We start from the raw sequence: 26,372 nt of genomic DNA, 5'->3' as shown, positions 1-26,372 counted from the left end.
TGCGTGGGGGCGGTCGTGGAGCCACCGCCTGGGTGCTCAGTGGTGCAGGGCCGCGATGGCCTGGGCGAGCGCTCCGGGGACGTCGTCGACCGACGCGTGATGTCCGTCGACGACGAGGTGCCGGCCCGCGACCACGGTGTGGCGCACATCGGCCGCGGAGGCGGCGAATACCGCCGCTTCGGCTGCCAGGCGTGGCACCGGCCCCGCCGTCCTGACGGAGTCGAGGGCGACGGTCACCAGGTCTGCGGGAGCGCCCGGTTCGAGGGTGCCCGCCTCCGGCCTGCCGAGTGCGGCGTGGCCGTCGGCGGAGGCGGCGCGCAGCAGTGCGGCGGCCGTCCAGTGACCGCGGGTCCGGGTGCGCAGGCGTTCGTTGAGCTCCATCGCGCGGGCCTCTTCGAACAGGTCGATCACCGCGTGGCTGTCGCTGCCGAGGGAGAGCGGCGATCCGGCGCGCTGGAGGGCGACCGCGGGGCCGATGCCGTCGGCCAGGTCGCGTTCGGTGGTGGGGCACATGCAGGTGCCGGTGGAGGTCGAGCCGATGAGCTCGATGTCCTCGGCGTTGAGGTGGGTGTTGTGGATGCCGGTGGTGCCCGGGCCGAGGACCCCGTGGTCGGCGAGGAGCCGGGTGGGGGTGCGGCCGTGGGCGGCGAGGCAGGCGTCGTTCTCCGCGGTCTGCTCCGAGAGGTGGACGTGGAGCGGGGCGCGCCGCTCCTGGGCCCACTGGGCGACGGTGGCGAGCTGGTCGGCGGGGACCGCACGTACGGAGTGGATCGCGGCGCCGATCAGGGCGTGCTCGTCGCCCTTCAGCAGGGCGGCGCGCTCCGCCCAGGCGTCGGCGGTCGTGTCGGAGAAGCGCAGCTGGTGCTGGTCGGGCCGCTGGTACTGCGAGGGCCTGCCGCCGAACCCGGCGGCGAGGTAGGCGGTGTCCAGCAGGGTGATCCGGATGCCGGCCTCGCGGGCGGCCGCGATCAGGGCCTCGCCCATCGCGTTGGGGTTGTCGTACGGGACACCGCCGGGCCCGTGGTGCAGATAGTGGAATTCGCCGACCGCGGTGATGCCGGCCAGCGCCATCTCGGCGTACACGGCCCGGGCCAGGGCGTAGTACGTGTCGGGGGTGAGCCGGGAGGCGACCTGGTACATGATCTCGCGCCAGGTCCAGAACGTGCCGGAGCCGACCTGGACGGTGGAGCGCAGAGCGCGGTGGAAGGCGTGCGAATGGGTGTTGGCGAGCCCGGGCAGGGTGAGCCCCCGCAGCGCGGTCGCGCCGGGCGGCGGGGCGTCGACGCCGGTCCGCACCCCGGCGATGCGCCCGCCGGCCACCTCCAGGACGACGTCCGGTTCGACATGGGTGCCGAGCCAGGCATGGGACAGCCAGTACGTCACGGTGACGGGCTTGCCCGTCACTTCCGTCGTCATCGGCACGCGAGACCTTCCAGTACGTCGGCGAGTGCGATCACCCCGGCCACACAGTCGTCCTCGGCGGCGTACTCGGCCGGCGAGTGCGAGATCCCGGTGGGGTTCCGTACGAACAGCATGGCGGTGGGGACCGAAGCGGACAAAATACCCGCATCGTGTCCGGCCCCGGTGCCGAGTACGGGCACGTCGCGCCCGGTGTCCCGCGTGGCGGAGCCCTTGAGGATCACGCCCAGCTCGTCACGCAGGGCGTGCTGGAACTCCACCACGGGGGTGAAGGACTCCCGTACGACGTCCAGGTCGATCCCGGCCCGCCCGGCGTGCTCCCGGGCCGCCCGCTCGATGCCGGCGACGACCGTGCCCAGGGTGTCCTGGTCGGCGGCGCGGGAGTCGAGCCAGCCGCGCACGAGGGAGGGGATGGCGTTGACGCCGTTCGGCTCGACGGCGATCTTGCCGAAGGTGGCGAGGGCGCCGGCGAGTTCCGCCTCCCGGCGGGCCGCGAGCACCGTCTCCGCGTACGTGAGCATCGGGTCGCGGCGGTCGGCGAGCCGGGTGGTGCCCGCGTGGTTGGCCTCGCCCCGGAAGTCGAACCGCCAGCGTCCGTGCGGCCAGATCGCGGAGGCGATGCCGACCGGGTCGCCGGTGAGGTCGAGGGATCGTCCCTGCTCGACATGGAGTTCGACGAACGCGCCGATACGGGCGAGCCGTGCCGGATCCGGGCCGATGGCGTCGGGGTCGTACCCGGCCGCTTCCATGGCGTGCGGCAGCGTGATGCCGTCACCGTCGCGCAGCCGGTGCGCGGCCTCGACGGTCAGCTGTCCGGCGGCGAGCCGGGAGCCGACACAGGCGAGACCGAAGCGGGCCCCTTCCTCGTCACCGAAGTTGGCGATGGCCAGTGGCCGGGTGAACTCCACTCCCCTGCGGCGGAGTTCATCGAGCGCGGCGAAGGAGGACACGACACCGAGCGGCCCGTCGAAGGCGCCGCCGTCCGGTACGGAGTCGAGGTGCGAGCCGGTGACGACGGCGTCCCCGGCCAGGGGATCACCGAGCCAGGCCCACTGGTTGCCGTTGCGGTCGGTCTCGCAGTCGAGGCCGCGGGCCTCGGCCTGCATCCGGAACCAGAGGCGGCAGTCGGCGTCGGCCCCGGTCCACGCGTAGCGCCGGTAACCGCCGGACTCGGCGTTGCGGCCGATGTTCCGCAGCGAGGCCCACATCGCATGGAAGGTGGGGCTCACGCGGCGGTCCCGCCCGTGCCGGACGCGTCGTCCGTGCCACCCTCACGCATGGGCACCCTGACCCCGCGCTCCGCGGCGACCGACTCCGCGATGTCGTATCCGGCGTCCACATGCCGGATGACGCCCATGCCCGGGTCGTTGGTCAGGACGCGGCGGATCTTCTCCCCCGCGAGCTTCGTGCCGTCGGCGACCGTCACCTGGCCCGCGTGGAGGGAGCGGCCCATGCCGACGCCGCCGCCGTGGTGGATGGAGACCCAGGACGCCCCGGACGCCACGTTGACCATGGCGTTCAGCAGCGGCCAGTCGGCGATCGCGTCGGATCCGTCGAGCATGGCCTCGGTCTCCCGGTACGGGGAGGCGACGGAGCCGCAGTCGAGGTGGTCGCGGCCGATCGCCAGCGGCGCCGCGAGTTCGCCGCTCGCCACCATGTCGTTGAACCGCTCTCCGGCCCGGTCGCGTTCGCCGTAGCCGAGCCAGCAGATACGGGCGGGCAGGCCCTGGAAGTGGACGCGCTCGCCGGCCATCTTGATCCAGCGGTGCAGGGACTCGTTCTCCGGGAAGAGCTCCAGCATCGCCTTGTCGGTCTTGTGGATGTCGGACGCCTCACCGGACAGCGCGGCCCAGCGGAACGGGCCCCTGCCCTCGCAGAACAGCGGCCGGATGTAGGCGGGCACGAAGCCGGGGAAGTCGAAGGCCCTCTCGTAACCGGCGAGTTGCGCCTCGCCGCGGATCGAGTTGCCGTAGTCGAAGACCTCCGCACCGGCGTCCATGAAGCCCACCATCGCCTCGACGTGACGGGCCATCGACTCCCGGGCGCGCTGGGTGAAGTCGGCGGGCTTCTCGGTGGCGTACGAGGCCATGTCGTCGAATTCGACGCCGAGCGGGAGGTAGGCCAGCGGGTCGTGCGCGCTGGTCTGGTCCGTGACGATGTCGATGGGGGCGCCCTCGGCGAGCATCCGGGGCAGCAGCTCCGCCGCGTTGCCGAGAAGGCCGATGGAGAGCGGCTTGCGCGCGTCCCTCGCCTCGGTGGCCAGCTGGAGGGCGTGCTCCAGGCTGTCCGCCTTCACGTCCAGGAAGCGGTGCTCGATGCGCCGCTCGATGGCGCGCGGGTCGCAGTCGATGCAGATCGCGACACCGTCGTTCATCGTCACCGCGAGCGGCTGCGCGCCGCCCATGCCGCCGAGCCCGGCGGTCAGCGTGATCGTCCCGGCCAGCGTCCCGCCGAACTTCTTCGCGGCGACGGCGGCGAACGTCTCGTACGTGCCCTGCAGGATGCCCTGCGTACCGATGTAGATCCACGATCCGGCGGTCATCTGGCCGTACATGGTGAGCCCGAGCGCCTCCAGGCGGCGGAACTCCTCCCAGTTCGCCCAGTCGCCGACCAGGTTGGAGTTGGCGATCAGGACCCGCGGCGCCCACTCGTGCGTCTGCATGACACCGACCGGCCGCCCCGACTGGACGAGCATCGTCTCGTCCTGCTTGAGCGTCTGCAAGGTGCGGACCATCGCGTCGAACGAGCGCCAGTCGCGGGCGGCCTTGCCCGTGCCGCCGTAGACGACGAGCTTGTCGGGGTGCTCGGCGACCTCGGGGTCCAGGTTGTTCTGCAGCATGCGCAGAGCGGCTTCCTGCTGCCATCCCAGGGCACTCAGTTCCGTACCGCGCGGTGCCCGTACGGGGCGGGGTCCTGACATGGCGGTGCCTCCTCGCGACTGTGAATTTTCTATTCACATCTTGAGTGGCTGAATAGCTCCAGTCAACAGGGCGGGACGGACGGCCCCGTCAGGCCGGCCGTCCCGGCCCGGGGCGGGGCATTCTCCCGAACCGTCGGCATGTACCGATGGAAAATGCCAGAACCTCCACCTGGAGCGAGCACGTTGCGTAACCTCGGGGTCACAGCCGCACGCAGCGTCGGAGGGGAGTTCGCGTGCCCGGAATCGACGAGTGCCTGCTCGACGTCATGAGACTGCCCGGTGCCCGAGGCGCCGCCGTGGTCGACTGGACGAGCGGTCTCGCTCTCGGCACCATCGGTGACTCGCCGCACGGCGACCACGAGGCCACCGCCGCGGAGACCGCGGAGGTGGCGCGGATGGCGGCCGAACAGCCCGCCTTCGCGACCGGCTTACCCGAGGCGTCAACCGACAGGGACAATAAGGCGGTTACGGGGACACCGCCACCCGTCGAGGACGTCATCGTCACCACCCGCGCCGACTACCACATCCTCCGTTTCGTCGAGACGGACTTCGACAGCAGCGTCTTCCTCCACCTGTGGCTGGACCGCACGGAGGGCAATCTGGCCCTGGCCCGGATACGGCTGGGCGAGATGGCCGAGCGACTGGTCCTGGCATGAGCGCCGCCACCGCCGCCCCCACCCCGGCCGCCGTCCTCTCGCCCATGCTCCAGCGCCTCGCCGCCGAACGGGCCACCGGCGCCCTGATGCGCGACCGCGGCACCCTCTACCTGGCCGACGGCAAGGTCGTGCACGCCGAGAGCCCCGCCACCCCCGGCATCGACGTCCTGCTCACCCGGGGCGGCTCGCTGCACCGCGAGGGCTGGTGGGACGCGGTCGCCCAGGCCGGTGCCGGACAGCGGGTGGGCCGCTACCTCGTGGACAGCGGCCGGGTGCCGGGCGGCGCACTCGAACTGTGCCACCTCGGGGCGCTGTACGACGCGGCGTTCTTCGCCCTCGCTCCGACGCGGACCCCGGCCCGTTTCCGTTACGGGGTCGCCCACTGGATCGGCCCCGTCCGCCCCGTCCCCGTGGACGCCGTGCAGCGCGAGACGCTCCGGCGCCGGGAACTGCTGGACCGGATCTGGCCGGAGGCCGTGACCGACAGCGCCCCCCTCGTACGGACCGGCCGGCCGGCCGACTCCCCCGTGCCGCCCCGCCAGCGCCGCGTACTGGAACGCGTGGACGGAGCGCGTACGGCGACGGACATCGCGCAGGAACTGGGCAGATCGGCCTTCCACACCCTGGTCGACCTGCGCCGGCTGGCAGCGGCCGGACTGGTCGCGGCGGTACGGGAGACGGCGGGCCCGCCCACCGCCGGCCGGATCACGCTCCCCGAGGTCACGGCCGACCCCGACGTCGCCCTGCTGCGTCGGCTCCGAGACGCATTGGAGGCCCTGTGATACGCGCGCTCAGACAGCGTGCCGGGAGGAGACAGCTGATGGTGCCCGAGGCCGAAGTGCAGGATGTCCTGGCCGAACTCCAGCGGTTACGGGCCCGGGTTCCGCTCCTCTCCGGCGCCCTGGCCGCCAGTACCGACGGCCTCGTCCTGGCCCATGACACGCCGGGAGTCGAGGCGGAGGGCGTCGCCGCGCTGACCGCCGCCGCGCTCGGCGTCTCGATCCGGATGACGGACGCGACCGGCCGGGGCGGCTTCCGCGAACTCCTCGTACGCGGCGGGACCGGCTACATCGCGACGTACGCCGCCGGCTCCTCGGCCGTACTGACCCTGCTCGCCGAGGACCGGATCAACGTCGGCCGGCTCCATCTGGAGGGCCGCAGGTCCAGCTCCCGGATCGGCGAACTCGTCGACGCGGCCCTGGAACGCGCGCCCCAGCCCGCCCCCGGCCCACGGGCCCCCGTGCAGCCCCCGCAGCCCCCGCAGCAGCCGGGCGCCCTGCCGCACCGCACCACGTGACCCAGGACAAGCCCGGCACGACCCAGAAACGGAACCGGTCGCCCCGACCGGTCAGGGAAAGGAAACGAGCACTCATGGCGAACACCGAAGCGTCACTGAAGGAAGCGATGTCGTCCATCGAGGGCACCCTCGGTGTCGCCCTCGTCGACTACACGAGCGGCATGGCACTGGGCACCCTCGGCGGCGGCAAGGACTTCAACCTGGAGGTCGCGGCCGCGGGCAACACCGACGTCGTACGCGCCAAACTCCGCACGATGGAGCACCTCGGCATCCAGGACGAGATCGAGGACATCCTGATCACCCTGGGCACCCAGTACCACCTGATCCGGCTGCTCAAGACCCGGGGGAACAACGGCCTGTTCCTCTACCTGGTGCTGGACGGCGGACGGGCGAACCTGGCGATGGCCCGCCACCAGCTGAAGAGGATCGAAGCCGAGCTGGAGGTCTGACCGTAGGGTCCCCTTGCGGGGTGGCGGTGCTCCGCGGTGCTCCGTGCTCCGGCGGGCCGGTTCCGTCCTCAATCGCCGGACGGGCTGTGGTGGTGCGGGTGCGCGGTGTGGTGCGGGTGTTCGCCTCTGTCCGGTGGGTGGGGGTGGGGGCCCTCCGGGGAGACTCCTCAGAAATGGCATGTGCGGGCGGGTGGGAAAACGACCCGAGTCGTACGCCATTTCCTGCGGGGACTCCCCTGCACGCCCCCACCCGGCCTCAGTCGCGTGTGCACACCGGCCCTGCGACTGTCGCAGACGCACGCCGGGCGGGTTCGGGGGCGTGCAGGGGAGTCCCCGCAGGACGACGAACAGATACCCGGGCCCGCTGCGTACCCGCCGAACGTTCGTCGTCCGAGGAGACGCCCCGGAGGGACCCCGAACCCCCCACCCACCCGGGTACCGCGCCTCCGCAACACGGAACACCCGCACCACCCAAGCCCGTCCGGCGATTGAGGACGGAACCGGCCCGCCGGAGCAACCCGCACCCCGCACGGGGCCCGCACACCCCAAGCCCGTCCGGCGCTTGAGGACGGAACCCCGCGCCCCGGAAAGGGGCAACCAAAACAAGACGCCGCCCCCCGCCAGGGACCCGCCCCGGCAAGGGGCAACGTCACTCGACGAAAAGCTGCCGCACCGCGGCACCCGCGTCGAACGACTCCAGGCGGGCCTGCGCGTCGGGCAGGGCGTCGCACATGGCCTCCAGCAGCACCCGCCCCAGCAGCATCGGGCCGCAGGCGGTGTCGAAGGCGAGCCCCGTGCCGACGGCGGCGGGGAGCAGCAGGTCGCTGTGCGCGGCCACCGGGGCGAACGCGGAGTCGGCCACCGACACCACGGCCAGGCCCTGGTCCCGGGCGTAGGCGAGGGCGTCGACCACCTCGCGGGGGTGACGCGGCAGCGCGAAGCAGATCAGTGCGCTCGCACCGGCCCGCCGGGCCGCGTCGATGCGGTCGTGCAGCATGCTGCCGCCCTCGTCGAGCACCCGGACGTCCGGGTGCACCTTGGCGGCGAAGTAGCCGAAGCCCCGCGCCTGCGAGGACGCGGCGCGCAGCCCGAGGACGAGCAGGGGGCGCGAGGCGGCGAGGAGCCGGCCGGCCCGTTCGACGGGCGCGGGGTCGGCGAGCAGTTCGGCGAGGTGGCGCAGATTCTCGATCTCGCCGAGCACCGCCTGCTGGTACTCGTTGAAGACCTCCTCCCCGCCGTCCGCGGCGGTGCCGGCCGGGGCGACCTCCCGCAGGTGCTTGCGCAGCGCGGGATAGCCGTCGAATCCGAGGGCGACGGCGAACCGGGTGACGGAGGGCTGGCTGACCCCGGCCAGTTCGGCCAGTTCGACGCTGGAGAGGAACGGGGCGTCACCGGCCCTGCGCACCATGGAGTGCGCGATGCGCCGCTGCGTGGGCGTGAGCCTGCGGCCCTCGAACAGCTGCTGCAGACGCGCGCCCGGGCTGCTCCCGCTCATCCTGTCCCCTCGGTAGATGCGTCGCACCGGGACCGGCGCCGACGGATCCATTCAGCCAGCAAGCCGTCTGCATGTCCATATGCAGACGGGGTGGGGAAACAGGGGAAACAGGGGGGTTAGCACCACTGACCCGGCCACCCCCCGCTTCGTACGGTGGCCCCATGGACGCATCCGACGCCGAGCTCAAGAAGGAGCTCAACGCCACCCTGCAGGCGCGCAGCGAGCTGGGGGCGGAGTACGAGTCCGCGCTCGTCGAGTCGTTTCTGGAGAAGGTCGAGCAGCGGCTGGACGGCACGCTCGACCGCCGGGTCCGGCGGCATCTCGCGGAGCAGCAGATCACCGTCGCCCGAGGGGCGCGCGCTCCGGAGCAGCCGCTGGGGCACTTCGGGGAACGCTTCGGCTTCGGGATCATCTTGCTGGTCCTGGCGATCCCGCTGTCCGCCATCGGCGTCGCGAACGCGGGCATCGAGGGGCTGGTGGTGGCCTGGCTGGGGATCGTCGGCGTCAACGTCTTCCAGGCGGCCCACGGCGGGCGGCTGTTCGGGCGCCGGGAGGCCGAGCGGCGCCAGGCCTCCGAGTGGGAGGCCTGACCAGGCCGGATCACGCCTGCCGGGTGGGCAGCACGACCACCTGGCGCAGGTTGATGTGGCGCGCGCGGCTGGTCGTGTACGCGATCAGGTCGGCGATCTCGTCGCTGGAGAGGCCCCCGAGCGCGTCGAACATGCCGTCGAGCTGGCCGCTGAGTTCGGCGTTGTCGACGTGTCCGGCGAGTTCGGAGTCGGTGAGCCCGGGCTCGATGTTCGTGACGCGGACGTCGCGCGGGCCCAGTTCGGTGCGCAGCGAGGCCGACAGGTAGGTGAGTGCGGCCTTCGTGGCTCCGTACACCGCGTAGTTGGGGAACGTGACGTGCGCGCCGATGGACGAGATGTTGACCAGGTCGGCGGTGCGCCCCTCGGCGGCGGTGGCCACCAGGTCGGCGGTGAAGGCCCGGATGACACGCAGGGCTCCGGCCACATTGGTGTCGAGCATCCGCTGCCACTCGTCGGCGCGGCCCGCGTCCACGGGGTTCGGCAGCATCACACCGGCCGCGTTGACCACCAGGTCCACCGGTCCGAACTCCGCGTGCACCCGCTCGGCGGCGGCGTCCACGGACGCCTGGCCGGTGACGTCGGTGACGACGGCGAGTGCCTGACCGCCCTCGGCGGTGATCTGGGCGGCGAGCTCCTCCAGCCGCTCCGCGCGGCGGGCCAGCAGCGCCACCCTGACGCCCTGGGCGGCGAGCAGCCGGGCGGTCGCGTGCCCCATGCCGCTGGCGGCTCCGGTGATGACGGCGGTGCGGCCTGCGAGCGTTGCGTACGACATGTCGGGTACTCCTTGAGGCGGTGCCGCCGGGGCGCTTCCCCGGCCTGGGCTCCACTCTGTGACGGCGCGCGGCGGCTACCCAGGGATGCGTCTTTCCTGGGTCCGGCAGTACCAGGCTGGGAAACGGCCGGTCTTCTACGATCGGCGGCATGGACGGCGACCTCGGAGACTTCCTCCGCTCACGACGTGCCCGCATTCAGCCCGAGGAGGTGGGGCTGAACTCGTACGGCCGCAGGCGCGTTCCCGGTCTCCGGCGCGAGGAGGTCGCCCAGCTCGCCGGAGTCAGCGTCGACTACTACATCCGCCTGGAGCAGGGCCGCGGCCCCAGCGTCTCGGACGCCGTCCTCGACGCGATAGCCCGGGTGCTCCGGCTGGACGGGACGGAGCACGCCTACCTGCGTACGGTGGCACGCCCCGCACCGCGCAAGGCGGCACCGGCCGCCGCGCAGCGGGTGCGGCCGGGGTTGCGGGTGCTCCTGGACACGTTCGACCGGGCGCCCGCCTTCCTGCTGGGCCGGCGGATGGACGTGCTGGCGTGGAACGCGCTGGGGGACGCGGTCGTCGGCTTCTCCCGCATGGCCGCCGGTGAGCGCAACATGCCGCGGCAGACGTTCCTGGAGCCCGCGGCGCGGGAGCTGTACCCGGACTGGCCGGCCGTGGCGGCGGAGACGGTCGCGTATCTGCGGCTGGACGCGGGACTTCACCCCGATGACAAGGAGCTCGCCACCCTGGTCGGCGAACTGTCCATGAAGAGCGAGGACTTCCGCCGGCTGTGGGCGGACCACCAGGTGAAGGCGAAGACGTACGGCGTGAAGCGGATCGACCACCCGGTCGTGGGCGCGCTGACGCTGCCGTACGAGACGCTCGGCGTGCCCGGCGATCCCGGCCAGTCGTTGGTGGTCTACACCCCGGAGCCCGGTTCGGAGACGGCGGAGCGCATCGCGCTTCTCGCGAGCTGGGCGGCCTCTCCGCATCCGCGGGACGGGGACGAGGACGGGGCGCGCGGTCGGCGCGCACCGATGTGTCGCGGGGACCGCCGCACCCCCGGTTTCCCAGGGGGCGGGACGACGGCGGTCCCCGCGAAGGACACGGGTCCGGGTCAGGGCCGGTCTCCGCGTCCGGGCGACGGTGGAGGTCCGGGAGCCGCTCCGTAGTCCGTGTCGCCGTTGTGGTGCCGGCGGGTTTCCCTGCCGGCACCCACTAATCTGCCCGACCCGTGTTAAGCGGGTGCTGCGGCCACGTGACGCGCTCGTACCGTTTTCGCGAACCCCGCCGCCGGGTGGCGCCGGTTACGGCTGGGCGGGCGCCGCCGACGCGTCCTTGGCGAGGAAGGCCAGCAGGTCCTGGCGGCTGACCACGCCCTTCGGCTTGCCCTCCACCAGCACGATCGCCGCGTCCGCCGCGCCCGTGCCGCCGAGGACCGCCATCAGGTCCTCGACCGGTTCGCCGGAGCCGACCTGCGGCAGCGGCGGCGACATGTGCTTCTCGAGCGGGTCGGTGAGGGAGGCCCGCTGGGCGAAGAGGGCGTTCAGCAGCTCCCGCTCGACGACCGAACCGATGACCTCGGCGGCCATCACGTCCGGGTGGCCGGCGCCGGGCTTCACGATCGGCATCTGGGAGACGCCGTACTCGCGCAGCACGTCGATCGCCTCGCCGACGGTCTCCTCCGGGTGCATGTGGACGAGGGTCGGGATCGGGCCCGCCTTGTAGTCCAGGACGTCGGCGACCCGGGCGGAGGGGCCGGTGTCCTCCAGGAAGCCGTAGTCGGCCATCCACTCGTCGTTGAAGATCTTGCTCAGGTAGCCGCGGCCGCTGTCCGGCAGCAGGACGACGACGACGTCCTCGGGCCCGAGCCGCTGGGCGACCTCCAGGGCTCCGACGACCGCCATGCCGCAGGAACCGCCGACCAGCAGCCCCTCCTCCTTGGCGAGCCGGCGGGTCATCTGGAAGGAGTCCTTGTCGGACACGGCGACGATCTCGTCGGTGACGGTCCGGTCGTACGCCGACGGCCAGAAGTCCTCACCGACGCCCTCGACCAGATACGGCCGGCCGGAGCCGCCGGAGTAGACCGAGCCCTCCGGGTCCGCGCCGATGACCTTGACGGCGCCGCCGCTCGCCTCCTTCAGGTAGCGGCCGGTGCCGGTGATCGTGCCGCCGGTGCCGACCCCCGCCACGAAGTGGGTGATCTTCCCGTCCGTCTGCTCCCAGAGTTCGGGACCGGTGGTCTCGTAGTGGGAGCGCGGGTTGTTCGGGTTCGAGTACTGGTCGGGCTTCCAGGCTCCCGGCGTCTCACGGACCAGCCGGTCCGAGACGTTGTAGTACGAGTCCGGGTGCTCCGGGTCGACCGCCGTGGGGCAGACGACGACCTCGGCACCGTAGGCGCGCAGCACGTTGATCTTGTCCGTGGACACCTTGTCCGGGCAGACGAAGATGCACTTGTAGCCCTTCTGCTGCGCGACGATCGCCAGGCCGACGCCCGTGTTGCCGCTGGTGGGCTCGACGATCGTGCCGCCGGGCTTCAGCTCGCCGCTCTGTTCGGCGGCCTCGATCATGCGCAGGGCGATCCGGTCCTTGACCGATCCGCCGGGGTTGAAGTACTCGACCTTGGCCAGGACCGTCGCCTGGATGCCGGCCGTCACACTGCGCAGCCTCACCAGCGGGGTATTGCCTACGAGACTGATCATCGAATCGTGGAATTGCACCGTGTACTCCGGGGTCTCCGAGATGGTGCCGCAAGAGTATGCGTACGGGCACGAGATTGGGCGAAGCGATTGAACGACGGTCCCTTGGGGGCAGGTAGCTCTGTGTACGGCGGTACGACGGTTTGGGTGAGGCCGTAAGGCCACGAGGAGGTGGACCGGACTGTGTCGAGGGCAAGGGTGGCACGGCGGATCGCGGCGGGCGCGGCCTACGGCGGTGGCAGCATCGGGCTGCTGGGCGCCGCGGCCGCAGGCGTCCTGCTGGCGGAGGTCCAGCTGGCGAAGCGGCAGGTGGGGGGCGGCACCGCACCGGTCCCGCCGAGTGCGGACGGACGGTACGGGGTGGCGTTCACCGGCCCCGCCGAACCGCTGCGCCTCGGGCTCCTCGGGGACTCCACGGCGGCGGGGCAGGGGGTACGCCGGGCCGGGCAGACCCCGGGGGCGCTGCTCGCCTCGGGGCTCGCGGCGGTGTCGGAGCGGCCGGTGGACCTGCGGAACGTCGCGCAGCCGGGCGCCCGTTCGGACGACCTGGAGCGACAGGTCTCGCTGCTGCTCGCGGACCCGGCCCGGACGCCCGACGTATGCGTGATCATGATCGGCGCGAATGACGTGACCCACCGGATGCCCGCCACGCAGTCGGTGCGGTGCCTGACGACGGCGGTGCGCAGGCTGCGTACGGCGGGCGCCGAGGTCGTCGTGGGCACCTGCCCGGACCTGGGCACGATCGAGCCCGTCTACCAGCCGCTGCGGTGGATGGCCCGGCGGGTGAGCCGGCAGCTGGCGGCGGCGCAGACGATCGGCTCGGTGGAGCAGGGCGGGCGCACGGTGTCGCTGGGCGACCTGCTGGGCCCCGAGTTCGAGGCGAACCCGCGGGAGCTGTTCGGCCCGGACAACTACCACCCGTCGGCGGAGGGCTACGCGACGGCCGCGATGGCGCTGCTGCCGACGCTCTGCGCGGTGCTGGGACTGTGGCCGGAGACCGACCGGCTGGACGGCGCCCGGCGGGAGGACATGCTGCCGGTGGCCAAGGCGGCCTCCCAGGCGGCCAAGGAGGCCGGTACGGAGGTCACGGGGGCCCGGGCGCCCTGGGCGCTGCTCAAGCACCGCAGGCGGCGGCGCCTGCCCCCGGCCACGGAGCCGCACCCGCACCCCCACCCGGAGATGCACGGGGAGGCGGGCGGCTCGACGCGGGTGGAGCGGCGCCCCGGCACCGGCACGGACACCTCGCCGAGGCACGCCTGAGGGGGTTCCGGGCGGGCCCGGCGGACCTCTCCGCAGGCGAACTGAGCGGTTGCTTAGAAAAGAGGCCCGCATCACACGCCCTGTCGGGTGACCTCAGCAGTACGTCCGGGTAACTTCCAGAGCAGTCCTGCCAGACAGCCTTCCAGCCCTCATGGAGCCGCGTGATGCCCGAAGCCGTGATCGTCTCTGCTGCCCGTTCGCCCATCGGCCGGGCCTTCAAGGGTTCGCTGAAGGACCTGCGCGCGGACGACCTGACCGCCACGATCATCCAGACCGCCCTCGCCAAGGTCCCCGAGCTGGACCCGAAGGACATCGACGACCTGATGCTCGGCTGCGGCCTCCCCGGCGGCGAGCAGGGCAACAACCTGGGCCGCATCATCGCCGTGCAGATGGGGATGGACCACCTTCCCGGCTGTACGGTCACGCGCTACTGCTCGTCCTCCCTGCAGACCAGCCGCATGGCGCTGCACGCCATCAAGGCCGGCGAGGGCGACGTCTTCATCTCCGCCGGCGTGGAGATGGTGTCCCGGTTCGCGAAGGGCAACTCCGACAGCCTCCCGGACACCCGCAACCCGCTCTTCGCCGACGCCGAGGCCCGCACGGCGGCCCGCGCCGCGGAGTCCGGCGCGAGCTGGCACGACCCGCGCGAGGACGGCCTGGTTCCGGACGCGTACATCGCGATGGGGCAGACGGCGGAGAACCTGGCACGGATCAAGGGCGTCACCCGTCAGGACATGGACGAGTTCGGCGTACGGTCGCAGAACCTCGCCGAGGAAGCCCTGAAGAACGGCTTCTGGGAGCGCGAGATCACCCCGGTGACGACCCCGGACGGCACGGTGGTCTCCAAGGACGACGGTCCGCGCGCGGGCGTCTCGCTGGAGGGCGTGCAGGGCCTGAAGCCGGTCTTCCGCCCCGACGGACTGGTCACCGCGGCCAACTGCTGCCCGCTCAACGACGGCGCCGCGGCGCTCGTGATCATGTCGGACACCAAGGCACGCGAGCTGGGCCTGACCCCGCTGGCCCGGATCGTCTCCACCGGCGTCTCCGGCCTCTCCCCCGAGATCATGGGCTACGGACCGGTCGAGGCGAGCAAGCAGGCGCTGAAGCGCGCCGGGCTGACGATCGACGACATCGACCTGGCGGAGATCAACGAGGCGTTCGCCGCCCAGGTGATCCCGTCCTACCGCGACCTGGGCCTGCCGCTGGACAAGGTCAACGTCAACGGCGGGGCCATCGCCGTCGGCCACCCCTTCGGGATGACCGGCGCCCGCATCACCGGCACGCTGATCAACAGCCTGCAGTTCCACGACAAGCAGTTCGGCCTGGAGACCATGTGCGTGGGCGGCGGCCAGGGCATGGCGATGGTGATCGAGCGCCTGAGCTGAGACCGGCCGGCGGTCGGGGGCGGCGCGCCGCCCCCGTGACCCCGTCTTCCCGGTGACTCTCCGCATGTGCGCTCTCACCGGGCATCGGCCCCCGCCGGGCCCACACCGGCTTCCGGCCCTCCGGCCGGACGCAGTGGCCGGTTCCGAGCCCCGAACGTGACCGAATCTCCCCCAGGATGTGACCTATCTCCTGGGGGAGAGTCATACCCGCAGGTCACACCCGTACCAGGGTGAAACCCCGGGCCCAAAGACCTGTCCAATTCGTGACGTAATGCACTGACACAGGGTGCCGGTACAGGACAAGCTGATGTAGGAAGTCGGGGGATCGATTGAAACCGGGAGTATGTCAGTGAGCGCCATGCCTCTTGCCCTGTTGCTGACCACCGCCGCTGCCACGGCCGTGGGCGCTGCCGCTCTGCACGCCGCTCACGGGCTGCGTCAGCAGGTCGCCGCCCTCCGGCGGGAGCTGGCCGACAACCGCGCCCACAGTGCTGCCGTACCCGCTCAGGGCCGTCACGACGCCACCCCTGTCGCGGAAATACGCGCGGCGGTCGCCGAGGCGCTGGCCGAGGAGCGGGAGCGTGAGCTCGCCGAGGCCCGGGCCTTCTGGGCCACGCAGGAGGCGCGCGACGCCGCCGCCCCGTCCCTGCTGGGCGGGCTGGCCGGACTGGGCGAGGACGCCCCGTTCTTCATGCCGCGCCAGAGCGACTTCGCCGGGCTCGATGCGATGGACCTCGACGCCACCGAGGCGTTCGAGGAACTGACGGAGCTGGCCGAGCTGACGGAACTGGCCGACATGGCCGAGCTCCCGGAGACGGCCGAGTTCGCGGAGGACTCCCCCGAGCTGGCCGCGGCGCGCCGCCGTCACCCCTCGCACCCCGACTTCGTGCCGGTGCAGACGCCCGTCGTCACCGACCACGAGCGCACGGTGAACCGCCTGGAGGAGCTGGCCGACAGCCGGACGGAACTCTCCGACGTGCGCCCCGGCCCGCTCGGCACGCTCGACGTGTACGTCTTCGCCGACGGCACCACGCTCTGTATGACCCCCGGCCACCGCGAGACGGCCGAGCAGCTGGCCGCGGCGCTGCGGGCCGGCGAACACCCCGTGCTCCTGGGCGGTTCCGGCGTCTCCGGCGCGTACGCCCTGACGTTCTCGTGCGGCACGGACAACGTCTACATACTGGCCGACCGGGTCATCGCGAGCTTCTAGCCCGCGGGACCGGTCTCCGGCCCCGCTCCGGGGCACAGCGGCCTCGCCGGCCGCTGCCGCCGTCCCTCGCGCCCCCTTCGGGAGGCGCGCTCACCCCGGCGCGCACCGCCTACGCGAACGCCCGCGCCGCCGCTTCCTCGACGAACCGCACGGCCTCGTCCAGCTCCACGGACGGGGCCATTTCCAGTGCCACGGCCAGATCCCGCCCCGCGACGGCGAGTTGATCGCCGATGGCGAAGATCCCGGCGTCCGGCATGATCCGCGGCTCCCGGCCGGGCGCCTCGACGCGCTGGGCCCGCACCGCCAGCTCCCTGGCCGCGGCCAGTCCTTCGGCCGCCGCTCCGCGCTGCAGCCTGCTCTGCGGGGCCGAGCGCAGCCGGTCGGCGAATCGGTCCACGGCGGTGATCAGGGGCGTCGTATCGAGCACCCCGCGACCCTACGCGCCCCTCCCGCATGGTTGCCAACGGGCCGTCGCTCGGGCACGGTGTCGGGAAGGACCAGCAACGCGCTCAACGCGTCGGAGGCGCCGATGTCACAAGTCCTGTCCGAAGAGACCCATCGCAACCTGCTCTCCAGAATCCCGCACTGCACCGGTCGTGAGATCTCCGACTGGCTCCGGACCGTGGAGGACGGGCCCGCTCTCCGCTTCGAGGAGAAGGTCAGCTGGCTGCGGAGCGAACACGACCTCGCCTACGGCCACGCGAAGGCACTCATCCACGAGTACGACCTGAGAAGAGCGGCCCGCAAGCTGCTCTAGCGCGGGAGGGCACCGCCCCCCGTCCGCGTACAACGGCAGCGGCCCGCAGGCTCCTCCTCGGAGCCTGCGGGCCGCTGCACGGGTCCGGTCGCCCGGGTCAGTCGTCGCCGCTGAGGATGGACAGCAGGCGCAGCATCTCCAGGTAGATCCACACCAGGGTCATGGTGAGGCCGAAGGCCGCCAGCCAGGACTCCTCGCGCGGGGCGCCGTACGCGATGCCGTCCTCGACCTGCTTGAAGTCCAGAGCCAGGAAGCACGCGCCGAGGACGATGCCGATGACGCCGAAGAGGATGCCGAGGCCGCCGCTGCGGAAGCCCAGACCGTCACCGCCGCCGAACACGGCGAACAGCAGGTTGACCACCATCAGGAGCATGAAGCCCATGGCGGCGGCCATCACGAAGCCGTAGAACCGGCGGGTGACGCGGATCCAGCGCATCTTGTACGCGAGCAGCACACCGGCGAAGACGCACATGGTGCCCAGCACCGCCTGCATCACGACGCCCGGCCCGATGTACGTGCTGACCGCGCTGGAGATCACTCCGAGGAAGACACCCTCGAAGGCCGCGTACGAGATGATCAGCGCGGGGACGGGCTTGCGCTTGAAGGACTGGACCAGCGACAGCACGAAGGCGATCAGCGCGGCGCCGATCGCGATGCCGTACGACTTGCCCAGGTTGGCCTCGTCGACCGGCAGCAGGGCCCAGGCGGCCGCGGCGCCGAGCACGACCGTGCCAAGCGTGATCGCCGTGCGCGTGACGACGTCGTCGATCGTCATCGCGCCGGAGCGCGCCGGCGCCTGCGGGGCGTCGAACCGGGTGTCCTGCTGGGCGTAGGGGTTGGTGGCGTACGGGTTCGGGGCGGTGCCCTGTGCGTACGGGTTGGCACCCGCTGCGGGGGCCCCGGCCTGCGGTGCCGCGGTGAAGCCCGCGTGCCCGTTGTCGCGGCTGAAGCCCCGTCGCGAGAAGACCGGGTTGCTGCTCCTCATCTCACTCCTCCATGGCCACCCAGCGTGGCCTTGGAACAAGAGTAATGGCTAGGCAAAACAATCCGCCTAGTGCCAGGGGAGGATCTTTCCGCTCCTGGCGCCCGGCGGGGCCGGCGCCTCCTGGGTGGCGGCCCAGGAAGCGAGCAGCCGCAGGCCCTCTTCGGAGGGGGAGGCGGGTTCGGCGGTGTAGACGGTGAGGGTGAGGCCCGGTTCGGCGGTCATCTCGAGACCTTCGTAGGCGAGGGTCAGTCCCCCGACGGCCCGGTGGTGGTAGCGCTTGGTGCCGGTGCCGTGGTGGCGGACGTTGTGGGCGCCCCAGCGTGTGCGGAACGCGTCACTGCGGGTGGACAGCTCGCCGACGAGGTCGTGGAGGTCCTTGTCGTGGGGGTTGCGGCCGGCTTCGGTGCGCAGGATGGCGACGACGACGTCCGCGGCCTGGTCCCAGTCGGGGTAGAAGGGGCGGGAGGCGGGGTCCAGGAACTGGAAGCGGGCGAGGTTCGCCTGGTTGTCGGGTGCGGCGTAGACGTCGCTGTAGAACGCGCGGGCGAGCTGGTTGGTCGCCAGGATGTCCATGCGGCCGTTGCGCACGAAGGCGGGTCCCGCCGTGATCGCGTCCAGCGTCCACTGCAGGCTGCGGTGCGCCGTCCACTGCCGGGCGGGGCGGCGGCGCGGGCGGCTCAGGGCGTCGGAGCCGTCGGCGGCCCGGGCCAGAAGCAGCAGGTGGGCGCGCTCGGCGTCGTCGAGCCGCAGGGCGCGGGCGACGGCCTCCAGGACGGCGGGGGAAACGCCGGCGAGGTGGCCGCGCTCCAGCTTGGCGTAGTACTCCACGCTCACGTCCGCCAGGGCCGCGACCTCGCTGCGGCGCAGGCCCGGGACGCGCCGCCGGGGACCCGAGGGCATCCCGGCCTGCTCGGGGGTGATCCTGGCTCGCCTCGACGTGAGGAACTCACGGACCTCTCGACTGTTGTCCACGCCATCGACGGTACGTCCCGGGCGCGGAAGCAGGGGTGTACTGCCGGTACACCTCTCCCTGGTGACTCGCTGAGCGCGCGGAGAGCGGGTTACCAGGAGGACGTGGTGCTTTTTGTCCGGCCGTGAAGGCGGACGGGCAAGTGAGCCCGCCACCGGCCCCCCGGGCGGCGGCTTCCCGCCGCCCGCCGCCGGGCCGGGGACCGCACCCGGCGGCCCGGCACCCCCGGTGCCCTCGCCTCGACACGTAAGGAACCCTCATGCGCGGCGCAGTGATCCACGCCCCCGGCGACGTCCGCTTCGAAACCCTGGACGACCCGAAGATCCTCCACCCGACCGACGCGGTCATCCGCACGGCCGTCACCTGGGTGTGCGGCTCCGACCTGTGGGCCTGGCGCGGCCTGGAGCCCATAGGCGACCCGCACCCGATGGGGCACGAGTACGTCGGCTTCGTCGAGGAGGTCGGCAGCGAGGTCACCTCCGTCAGGCCCGGGCAGTTCGTCGTCGGCTCGTTCGCGACCTCGGACAACACCTGCGCGAACTGCCGCAACGGCTTCCAGTCGAACTGCCTGCACCGCGAGTTCATGAGCACCTGCCAGGCGGACTACGTGCGCATCCCCAACGCCCAGGGCACCCTGGTCGCCACCGACGAGGTGCCCGGCGAGGAACTGTGGCCCGGCCTGCTGGCCGTCTCCGACGTCATGGGCACCGGCTGGTGGGCGGCCGACGCCGCCGAGGTCGGGCCCGGCTCGACCGTCGTGGTCGTCGGCGACGGCGCGGTCGGCCTCTCCGCGGTGATCGCGGCCAGGGAGATGGGCGCGGAGCGCATCATCGCGATGTCGCGGCACGCCTCCCGTCAGGAGCTGGCGCGCGAGTTCGGCGCCACGGACATCGTCACCGAGCGCGGCGGCGAGGGCGTCGCCCGGATCAAGGACCTCACCGGCGGCATCGGCGCCGACTCCGTGCTGGAGTGCGTCGGCACCGCACAGGCCATGGGGCAGGCCCTGCACTCCACGCGCCCCGGCGGCAACGTCGGCTTCGTCGGCGTCCCCCACGAGGTGTCCGTCGACGGCCAGGAGCTCTTCTTCTCCCACGTCGGCCTGCGCGGCGGGCCCGCCCCCGTGCGCCGGTACCTCCCCGACCTGATCGACCGGGTCCTGTCGGGCCGGATCGACCCGGGCAAGGTCTTCGACCTCACCCTGCCGCTGGACCAGGTCGCCGAGGGCTACCGGGCCATGGACGAACGCCGCGCCGTCAAGGCCCTCCTCAAGCCCTGACGCACCGCCCCCGCCACCCGCCCCCCGACACCTGCCGAGGAAGCCCCATGCAGATCACCCGAAGCTCCGTCGACACCCTCAAGGGCCCCGCCGACTGGTTCACCGGCGATGTCTACATCGACCCCGTCGCCGCCGCCCCCGCCCCGTCCCGGGTCACCGCCTCGCTGGTGCACTTCATGCCCGGGGCACGCACCCACTGGCACCGCCACCCGCTGGGCCAGACCGTCTTCGTCACCGAGGGGGTCGGCCTGTGCCAGCGCCGGGGCGGCCCCGTCGAGGTCATCCGGCCCGGCGACCGCGTGCTGTTCGAGGCCGGTGAGGAGCACTGGCACGGCGCGGCGCCGAACCGGCTGATGGTCCACCTGGCCATCAACGAGGGCGACGCCGACCACGACGTGGTGCACTGGCTGACCCCGGTCACCGACGAGGAGTACGGCGCGGCGCCGGCCACCGCCTGACAGCGCTGCCGCGTGTGCGGCCGCTCAGTCGAGGCAGAACTCGTTGCCCTCGACGTCCTGCATCCCGAGGCACGACTCGTTCTCCTCGTCGGCGACCAGGAGCTGTCCGCGTACGGCGCCGAGCGGGAGCAGCCGTGCGCACTCGGCCTCGAGTGCGGCCAGGCGCGCCTCACCCACGAGTCCGGTGCCGACGCGCACATCGAGGTGCACCCGGTTCTTGACGACCTTGCCCTCGGGAACGCGCTGGAAGTACAGCCGCGGGCCCGCGCCCGACGGATCGGCGCACGCCGCGTCCGCCGGCCCCGGCCGGCCGGGGACCTGGGCCCGGTCGAACGCGTCCCAGCTGTCGAAGCCCTCGGGTAGGGACGCGACATACCCCAGCACCTCGGCCCAGAAGCGGGCGACGCGCACGGGTTCCACGCAGTCGAAGGTGATTTGGACCTGCTTGATCGACACCATCGGCCCATCGTAAGGGCGCAGGCGCGGGGAACGGGACGGATTTTTCGACCCGTCCGCGGCCTTCTCCGGCCCCCCACCGGGTCACCGGGCCTGGCCCCCAGCGAGGGCTGACAGTGGGCAGGGAGCCTTACCGACGGAAGCTGGGATCCGTCGCGACGGCCTCCCGGGCCGCCCGCTCCACCCGCTCCCGGTGGGCCGCCCACCAGGCCGCGTCTCCGGGCGCCATGTTGCGCCCCCGCTCCCGCTGGCCCGTGGCCCCGTCGACCAGCTCGCGGACGACGTCGGCGTGGCCCGCGTGGCGCTGGGTCTCGGCGACCATGTGGACGAGGACGCGGTGGAGCGTCAGCTCCCCTCCCCCGGGAAGGCGGCCGGCCGCATCGAGGTCCAGCGCGTCGATCGTCGCGTCGGAGTGGGCCCACACCCGGCGGTAGCCCGCGACGGTCTCCTCGCGCGTCTCGTCGGCCTTCGCCCACAGGTCCGCGTTCGGCTCGGCCTCACCGGTGATCCAGAGCGCGGGCGCGTCCACGGGACGCCCGAAGACCTCACCGAAGTAGAAGGCCTCGGCCCCGGCGACGTGTTTGACCAGCCCCAGCAGATTGGTGCCGGTGGCGGTCACGGGCCGGCGGATGTCGTACTCCGACAGCCCTTCGAGCTTCCACAGGAACGCGTCACGCGCGTCCTGCAGATACACGTGCAGGTCCTTCTTGCGGTCGGCTTCCCGGCCCGTCTTTCCCTCTGTCCCGGTCACGAAGCCACTCTGCCGGGGAGCCGGGTCCGCGCCCAAAGGCTTTTCTCCCCGGCCGGCCCGGCCACGGGTGACGGTCTGCCCGGGTTCAGTCGTCGGCGCGGCGCTCCATGAGGAGCCGGCCGTCCTCGCACGACACCTGCCGGAAGCCCGCCTTCTCCCATGCGCGTACGGCGCGGGCGTTGCCGGCCACCGGGTCCACGGTCACGCGCCGCCACCCGAGTCGGCCGAACAGGTGCGTGACCAGCGCGCACGCGGCGTCCGGACCGAGGCCCCGGCCCCGCGCCTCCGGCGTGAGCACCAGGTCGATGCCGCCTTCGTCCGCCGCGTCGGCATGCCAGTACTGCGCATACCCCACCGGCTCTTCCCGCGACAGCACGAGGTACGACTCCACGCGGGGCCGGCGCCTCCCCACGTACTTCTCGGCCACCACCGCACGCGGTTGCGGCACCCCGCCCCAGTGCTCGACGAATGCCGGGGTGGCGAACCATGCGGCCAGCAGGTCCAGGTCGCCCTCGGCGGCCGGGACGAGACGGGTCAGCACCCCGTCGACAGCCAGGTCATCAGCCATGCGGCACTCTCCTCGTCCTCCCGGTTCCGCGGCGGTCCGCAGGGCCGCCGCTACGCCGCAGCCGCCGCCGACGCCTCCGCCAGGCGCTCGAACGTCTCGTTGAGCACCGCCCTGCGCTCCTCCTTGTACGCGGGCTTCGGCTCCAGCCCGTCGATCGTCGCCTCCCACACCGCCAGGAACTTCTCCTGCCAGCTCCGGATCACCTCGGGGGGCGGAAGGGTCACGCCCACCCAGCCCTGCCGGTCCAGGACGAGCAGCAGTTCGAGGTTGCAGGGGACGGTCACGCCCCCGTACTCGTCCGGTTCGATCCCCACCGGGTCGCCGGCCATGGCCTCCGTCACCTCGGCTGTCAGCCGGCCGGCCAGGTCCCCGAGATGGTCCGCCGCCGTGTCGCTGTCGAAGTTGCCCGCGCCCCACGTGCCCAATGTTCCGCCTCCGCGTGTGCGTCGTCGATTGCGTCCCTCTTGCCTCCGGACTCATCAGACCAGAGGGGACTGACAGTCGGGGGAACAGCCGGTCAGCCGAACAGGTTCTCCGGGAAGTCCGTGAGGAACATCAGCAGCACCAGCCCCATCAGCAGCAGGGAGAGGGCCCCCTCCGTCAGCGCGGCGCGCGGGCTGGCCGCCAGGGTCGCCGTCCGGTGCGGGTCGGCGGGGTCGTAGCGGACCGTCACCCGCGCGCCTTCGTGGAAGCGCTTGGTGCCGGTGTTCCGGAACTCGACCCACTGCCCGTTCTGCGCGGTGAACGCGAAGACGTGCCAGGCCCGCCGGTCGCCCGACGAGCCCGTCGCCGAGTCGCGCTCGTCCACCCGGACGCAGCGGGCCGGGGCCGTCACGCCGGAGCGTACGCCGCGCAGTTGCCGGACGGTCCGGCCCAGGGATCTGAGCGCCGCCAGCGCGACCACACCGGTGATGACGAGCGAGGTGTCCATGGAAACCTTCTAACCGTTGCGCAGCCTGTCGACGAGGAAGCCCACCGCACACCCAACCACCAGGACCACCAGCTGCACCAGGAACGTGAGGACGGTGAGATCGCTTCCCTGGGAGAAGAAGATCACCAGCTGGAGGACGACGGCCGGGGCGAACGCCGCGAGGGAGTGCCGGACCCGCGACTCCCGTGACGCCCCCTGGTGTACGGCCGCCGCGGCCCAGACGCCCAGGGCGATACAGGCGGCGGAGGGCAGGTGCAGCAGCAGGACGGTGCGGACCGGTGAGGCCATGCGGGAGACGTCGTCGCCCGTGATGACGTCCCAGACGAGGACCGCGAGGACCACCTGCGTCACCAGCGTGACCACGATGCCCGCGGCCCAGGGCAGCATGAAGTTCATCAGGCGCGGCCGGTCGTGGGGAGCGGAACCGTACCCGCGGTGTGCGTCGTATCTGGACATTCGGCTGCCTGTTCGTCGTTGCCGGGGGCTCGGGTTGCTACTTCACCTGGATGCTGTCGACGATCTTCGTCCGGTCCGCGTCGCTGAGCTTGCCCTCCTGGGCGTCGATGCGGACGGAGTAGATCTTTCCTTCGGAGTCGACGCCCGTGATGACCACGCCGTCGACCTTCGCGCCCTTCGGGGGTGACTGGGGCACGCCCGTGCCGGTGTAGGTGAAGTCGATGCGCTTGGCATCCTTCGCACCCTCGATGTCCGCGTTCTTCGTGCCCTTCACCTCGGTGGTCGCCATGAGGAGGGCCCGGCCGACCGAGGCGGCGTCGTCACCGGTGGAGGCGTTGGCGAAGCCGCTCTGGATCGACACCTTCACGGTCGGCCGGTCCCCCTCGCTCTGCAGGGCCGCGGCGTCGTTGAGCTTGCCGCGCTCCGCCTTGCTCTGCTCGGTGAGGCCGGGCGGGTAGGCGAGCGACACCGTGGGCCCTGAGAGCTTCTTCCAGCCGCTGGGCGCGGCGGGCGCGGCCGTGTCCGAGCCCTTGCCGCCGCCGCAAGCGGCGAGCGTCAGACCGGCGGTGAGGACGGCGGTCGTGACGGCGACAACCCGTACCGTCCGCCGGACGGAAAGCTTGGTCATGATCGTCTCCTCCTGGTACCTGTGGGTCATTTGGCACAGTAGCTGTAGGGGAAGAACGAGCGCTGGCCACCGGAGGGAGCCCCGAGGAACTCGGCCTTCGTCAGGTTCTTCTCCGACTCGGACGTGGTGTAGGCGCCGTTGATCCCGGCGATCTCCAGGTTGATGTCGAGGCCGATCTCCTCGGACGAGGACGATCCGTCGTACTCCTGCTTGCTGACCTGGCCGTGGTGGAACGCGTAGTGGCCGAACGGGTCGCCCGCGCCGGGGTCCTTGGTCGGCACCGGCGTTCCGGTGAACAGGTAGGTGAAGGCGCTGTTCATGCCCTGGCCGGAGAAGAGCTGGGCCTTGATGGCGTCGGACTCGGCCTGGGACATGTTCTTGTCGTCCAGGGGGACGGTGGTGGTGACGACCTGAGTGGTCGTCCCGCCGCCCTTCTTGTTGCCGTTGACGTCGCCCTTGAGGCCCGCGTTGGCCTCGGCCTTGCCCTCCAGCGTCCGCGTCATCGTGATGCTCTTCACCTTGCCGGTCTTGCTGTCGACCGTGACGGTGATGGCGCCCGCCGCCGAACCCGCGGCCTCAGCGCCCGCCTTCGCGGGACCGGCCTCGCCCTTCGCGTACGCGCCTCCGGTGGCCTTGGCCTGGTAGGTGTACGCGTCGGTGTTGTTGATGTGGTTCTGCGTCAGCGTGACTTCCTGGGCCTCGGAGATCTTGAGGCCGGCCTCGACGGTGGCGCCGGGCTTCGGTGCCGGGGTGGTCGTGCCGTCCGGGTTGGTCGTGTCGGGGGTGTTCATCCCGGCGCCGAACTGGAAGCCGGCCTGGGCGGCGACTTCGAGGCTGATCTTCTGCGTGGTGATGTGCTTGTTGCCGAGCCTGTCCTCGATGTTCTGCTTGAGGCGGCTCTCCTTGGCCTTCGGCCCCTTGCCGAACCAGCTGGCGATCTCGGTCGAACCGCCGACGATCGGGCTGAGGTTGGAGAGCTTGTTCAGCCGGCTGAGCTTCTTGTACTCCTCGAGGTCCTTGCGGAACTGGTCCGCTTCCTCCTGGCTGTCGAAGACCCAGGTGTCGCCCGTGGTGACGGTGAGACCGGCGCCGATCTCCACCTTGTCCTTGCCCACGTTGCCGATCTTGACGCGGGCCTTGGGCTTCTCGGTGCCCTTCACCGAGCCGGCGTCCGTGAAGGTGAGCGAGACCTGCTCGTCCTTGTCGTCGATCTTGCCGTCTTTGTTGACGTCCGTCTTCGCCTTGGTCGTCGTCTCCTCGAAGCCGAATTCGCCGCCGAATTCGATACCGAGCGTTTCGAACGAGACGCCGAACTTGCCGCCCTGGGTGCCGGACCTGGTCACCGTGGCGCAGGTGAGGGGCTCGAACTCGGCGTTGGGATCGCCGCCGGCCTCGCCGCCCTTGCCGGTGCCGCACCCGGCGCTGCCGCCGCCGAGCGACGAGACGAGGCACTGGATCTTGTTGGTGATCTGCCCGCCGAGGCCGGCCACCGCCATACCGCCGATGAGGGACACGACGACCAGGATCGTGCCGAGGTACTCGAACGCGGTGGCGCCCCTGTCACCCCGTCTGCTGCTGGGTATGGTCTCCCGACACCTGGTCCGCCGCATGGCTTGCCCTCCCGTATGGCCTTAGGGCAGGGAGGCTAGGGGAGGTGCACCTGTGGCGGCACGGGCCCGTGGGCCCAAATCAGGGCCCCGATCGCGGGAGCTGTGGGCCGACAGGGCCCGCGTGCCGGGCAGTGGGCCCAGTCGGACATCTTTCCGCACACGGGAGGCTACGGAACGTGGCGAACGGGCCCAACGCCGGTCGCCGGCCGCGCGGCCCCAGGACGACCGGCCAGGGGATTCCGCCTCCACGCCCGGCCATGAATGTCCGCAGCGCGTCACCCGTGCTCACCGGACGGCTACGGGACGGGGGCGAGGCGGGAAACCGTCGGCCCCGCCACTTCCACCGCGCAGTTCACCGGCCCGCCGCCCACGCGGCCTCCCGCCCCCGCCTT

General features: G+C 72.0%; 28 protein-coding genes and 1 pseudogene. 12 read left to right on the top strand and 17 right to left on the bottom strand.

Translation table 11 applies throughout. The annotated features are described in order from the left end of the window. Nucleotides 1–36: 36 nt before the first annotated feature. Genes E6R60_RS30170 through hutU form a run of 3 tightly spaced genes read right to left on the bottom strand, consistent with a single transcriptional unit; the run spans nt 37 to nt 4,339 of the window. Nucleotides 37–1,416: a formimidoylglutamate deiminase gene (locus tag E6R60_RS30170; protein WP_206309552.1), complete on the bottom strand. Its 1,380-nt coding sequence runs from the start codon at nt 1,414–1,416 to the stop codon at nt 37–39. Beyond that, nucleotides 1,413–2,627, bottom strand: a complete 1,215-nt coding sequence (locus tag E6R60_RS30165; protein WP_136329912.1) for an allantoate amidohydrolase — start codon at nt 2,625–2,627, stop codon at nt 1,413–1,415. Before E6R60_RS30165 ends, E6R60_RS30170 begins: the two co-directional genes overlap by 4 nt. A gap of 17 nt (nt 2,628–2,644) precedes the next feature. After that, a complete protein-coding gene (gene hutU, locus E6R60_RS30160; RefSeq protein WP_136329869.1) occupies nt 2,645–4,339 on the bottom strand; it encodes a urocanate hydratase in 1,695 nt (564 codons plus the stop codon). 233 nt (nt 4,340–4,572) lie between these two features. Here hutU and E6R60_RS30155 point away from each other — a divergent pair, with 233 nt between their 5' ends. The 4 genes from E6R60_RS30155 to E6R60_RS30140 all read left to right on the top strand — a co-directional run bounded on the left by E6R60_RS30155 (nt 4,573) and on the right by E6R60_RS30140 (nt 6,741). Further along, a complete protein-coding gene (locus E6R60_RS30155; protein WP_136329868.1) occupies nt 4,573–4,995 on the top strand; it encodes a hypothetical protein in 423 nt (140 codons plus the stop codon). Continuing rightward, on the top strand, nt 4,992–5,777 hold the full coding sequence (locus tag E6R60_RS30150; RefSeq protein WP_136329867.1) for a transcriptional regulator: 786 nt from the start codon (nt 4,992–4,994) through the stop codon (nt 5,775–5,777). Before E6R60_RS30155 ends, E6R60_RS30150 begins: the two co-directional genes overlap by 4 nt. A gap of 38 nt (nt 5,778–5,815) precedes the next feature. Continuing rightward, the gene (locus tag E6R60_RS30145) at nt 5,816–6,292 is read left to right on the top strand and encodes a roadblock/LC7 domain-containing protein (protein WP_136329866.1); all 477 of its coding nucleotides are present in this window, start codon (nt 5,816–5,818) and stop codon (nt 6,290–6,292) included. A 74-nt stretch (nt 6,293–6,366) separates the two neighbouring features. Further along, nucleotides 6,367–6,741: a hypothetical protein gene (locus tag E6R60_RS30140; protein WP_136329865.1), complete on the top strand. Its 375-nt coding sequence runs from the start codon at nt 6,367–6,369 to the stop codon at nt 6,739–6,741. 649 nt (nt 6,742–7,390) lie between these two features. Here E6R60_RS30140 and E6R60_RS30135 read toward each other — a convergent pair. Then, entirely contained in the window at nt 7,391–8,236 is an 846-nt protein-coding gene (locus E6R60_RS30135) for a MurR/RpiR family transcriptional regulator (protein ID WP_136329864.1), read from the bottom strand. 161 nt (nt 8,237–8,397) lie between these two features. Here E6R60_RS30135 and E6R60_RS30130 point away from each other — a divergent pair, with 161 nt between their 5' ends. Continuing rightward, nucleotides 8,398–8,826, top strand: a complete 429-nt coding sequence (locus tag E6R60_RS30130; protein WP_136329863.1) for a hypothetical protein — start codon at nt 8,398–8,400, stop codon at nt 8,824–8,826. Nucleotides 8,827–8,836: 10 nt separating this feature from the next. Here E6R60_RS30130 and E6R60_RS30125 read toward each other — a convergent pair whose 3' ends face one another. Next, complete coding sequence (locus E6R60_RS30125) at nt 8,837–9,598, bottom strand: SDR family oxidoreductase (protein WP_136329862.1); 762 nt, start codon at nt 9,596–9,598, stop codon at nt 8,837–8,839. Nucleotides 9,599–9,747: 149 nt separating this feature from the next. Between E6R60_RS30125 and E6R60_RS30120 the strand changes: the two are divergent. Next, a pseudogene (locus E6R60_RS30120) lies at nt 9,748–10,563 on the top strand (helix-turn-helix transcriptional regulator); the annotation flags it as partial. A 324-nt stretch (nt 10,564–10,887) separates the two neighbouring features. On the opposite strand, the gene E6R60_RS30115 reads toward E6R60_RS30120, so the two are convergent. After that, a complete protein-coding gene (locus E6R60_RS30115; RefSeq protein WP_136329861.1) occupies nt 10,888–12,300 on the bottom strand; it encodes a cystathionine beta-synthase in 1,413 nt (470 codons plus the stop codon). Nucleotides 12,301–12,477: 177 nt separating this feature from the next. On the opposite strand from E6R60_RS30115, the gene E6R60_RS30110 reads away from it, so the two are divergent. The 3 genes from E6R60_RS30110 to E6R60_RS30100 all read left to right on the top strand — a co-directional run bounded on the left by E6R60_RS30110 (nt 12,478) and on the right by E6R60_RS30100 (nt 16,134). Beyond that, the gene (locus E6R60_RS30110) at nt 12,478–13,539 is read left to right on the top strand and encodes an SGNH/GDSL hydrolase family protein (RefSeq protein WP_136329911.1); all 1,062 of its coding nucleotides are present in this window, start codon (nt 12,478–12,480) and stop codon (nt 13,537–13,539) included. Between the two features lie 164 nt (nt 13,540–13,703). After that, a complete protein-coding gene (locus E6R60_RS30105) occupies nt 13,704–14,924 on the top strand; it encodes an acetyl-CoA C-acetyltransferase (RefSeq protein WP_136329860.1) in 1,221 nt (406 codons plus the stop codon). Nucleotides 14,925–15,267: 343 nt separating this feature from the next. Continuing rightward, entirely contained in the window at nt 15,268–16,134 is an 867-nt protein-coding gene (locus E6R60_RS30100; protein WP_240802733.1) for a hypothetical protein, read from the top strand. A gap of 109 nt (nt 16,135–16,243) precedes the next feature. Here E6R60_RS30100 and E6R60_RS30095 read toward each other — a convergent pair whose 3' ends face one another. Beyond that, the gene (locus E6R60_RS30095; RefSeq protein ID WP_136329859.1) at nt 16,244–16,561 is read right to left on the bottom strand and encodes a hypothetical protein; all 318 of its coding nucleotides are present in this window, start codon (nt 16,559–16,561) and stop codon (nt 16,244–16,246) included. 102 nt (nt 16,562–16,663) lie between these two features. On the opposite strand from E6R60_RS30095, the gene E6R60_RS30090 reads away from it, so the two are divergent. Then, nucleotides 16,664–16,891 carry a DUF4287 domain-containing protein gene (locus E6R60_RS30090; RefSeq protein WP_136329858.1) on the top strand — a complete coding sequence of 76 codons (228 nt, stop codon included), beginning with the start codon at nt 16,664–16,666 and terminating at the stop codon, nt 16,889–16,891. Between the two features lie 97 nt (nt 16,892–16,988). Here the strand turns inward: E6R60_RS30090 and E6R60_RS30085 are convergent, their stop codons facing one another. Next, nucleotides 16,989–17,876 (bottom strand): Bax inhibitor-1/YccA family protein, encoded by an 888-nt coding sequence (locus tag E6R60_RS30085; protein ID WP_136329857.1) that lies wholly within the window; start codon nt 17,874–17,876, stop codon nt 16,989–16,991. Nucleotides 17,877–17,942: 66 nt separating this feature from the next. After that, nucleotides 17,943–18,848 carry a helix-turn-helix domain-containing protein gene (locus E6R60_RS30080; protein WP_136329856.1) on the bottom strand — a complete coding sequence of 302 codons (906 nt, stop codon included), beginning with the start codon at nt 18,846–18,848 and terminating at the stop codon, nt 17,943–17,945. Nucleotides 18,849–19,105: 257 nt separating this feature from the next. Here E6R60_RS30080 and E6R60_RS30075 point away from each other — a divergent pair, with 257 nt between their 5' ends. Continuing rightward, nucleotides 19,106–20,122 carry a zinc-dependent alcohol dehydrogenase family protein gene (locus tag E6R60_RS30075; protein ID WP_136329855.1) on the top strand — a complete coding sequence of 339 codons (1,017 nt, stop codon included), beginning with the start codon at nt 19,106–19,108 and terminating at the stop codon, nt 20,120–20,122. A gap of 47 nt (nt 20,123–20,169) precedes the next feature. Then, a complete protein-coding gene (locus E6R60_RS30070; protein WP_136329854.1) occupies nt 20,170–20,580 on the top strand; it encodes a cupin domain-containing protein in 411 nt (136 codons plus the stop codon). 24 nt (nt 20,581–20,604) lie between these two features. Here E6R60_RS30070 and E6R60_RS30065 read toward each other — a convergent pair whose 3' ends face one another. The 8 genes from E6R60_RS30065 to E6R60_RS30030 form a co-directional block, all read right to left on the bottom strand. Further along, the gene (locus tag E6R60_RS30065) at nt 20,605–21,039 is read right to left on the bottom strand and encodes a VOC family protein (RefSeq protein ID WP_136329853.1); all 435 of its coding nucleotides are present in this window, start codon (nt 21,037–21,039) and stop codon (nt 20,605–20,607) included. A gap of 127 nt (nt 21,040–21,166) precedes the next feature. Further along, nucleotides 21,167–21,787: a DinB family protein gene (locus E6R60_RS30060; protein ID WP_136329852.1), complete on the bottom strand. Its 621-nt coding sequence runs from the start codon at nt 21,785–21,787 to the stop codon at nt 21,167–21,169. Nucleotides 21,788–21,872: 85 nt separating this feature from the next. Then, on the bottom strand, nt 21,873–22,355 hold the full coding sequence (locus tag E6R60_RS30055) for a GNAT family N-acetyltransferase (RefSeq protein ID WP_136329851.1): 483 nt from the start codon (nt 22,353–22,355) through the stop codon (nt 21,873–21,875). Nucleotides 22,356–22,405: 50 nt separating this feature from the next. Continuing rightward, nucleotides 22,406–22,780: a DUF4259 domain-containing protein gene (locus E6R60_RS30050; protein WP_136329850.1), complete on the bottom strand. Its 375-nt coding sequence runs from the start codon at nt 22,778–22,780 to the stop codon at nt 22,406–22,408. 92 nt (nt 22,781–22,872) lie between these two features. Next, a complete protein-coding gene (locus tag E6R60_RS30045) occupies nt 22,873–23,286 on the bottom strand; it encodes a DUF3592 domain-containing protein (protein WP_136329849.1) in 414 nt (137 codons plus the stop codon). A 9-nt stretch (nt 23,287–23,295) separates the two neighbouring features. Next, nucleotides 23,296–23,742, bottom strand: coding sequence for a hypothetical protein (locus tag E6R60_RS30040; protein ID WP_136329848.1), 447 nt, complete (start codon nt 23,740–23,742; stop codon nt 23,296–23,298). Nucleotides 23,743–23,779: 37 nt separating this feature from the next. Continuing rightward, nucleotides 23,780–24,370, bottom strand: coding sequence for a hypothetical protein (locus E6R60_RS30035; protein ID WP_136329847.1), 591 nt, complete (start codon nt 24,368–24,370; stop codon nt 23,780–23,782). A 26-nt stretch (nt 24,371–24,396) separates the two neighbouring features. Next, nucleotides 24,397–25,980 carry a hypothetical protein gene (locus E6R60_RS30030; protein ID WP_136329846.1) on the bottom strand — a complete coding sequence of 528 codons (1,584 nt, stop codon included), beginning with the start codon at nt 25,978–25,980 and terminating at the stop codon, nt 24,397–24,399. Nucleotides 25,981–26,372 lie beyond the last annotated feature (392 nt).

The organism is Streptomyces sp. A0642 (assembly GCF_004795105.1).
GTDB lineage: Bacteria > Actinomycetota > Actinomycetes > Streptomycetales > Streptomycetaceae > Streptomyces.
The sequence above is the reverse complement of the archived record's forward strand: the minus strand, read 5'-3'. Positions and strand labels throughout refer to the sequence as shown.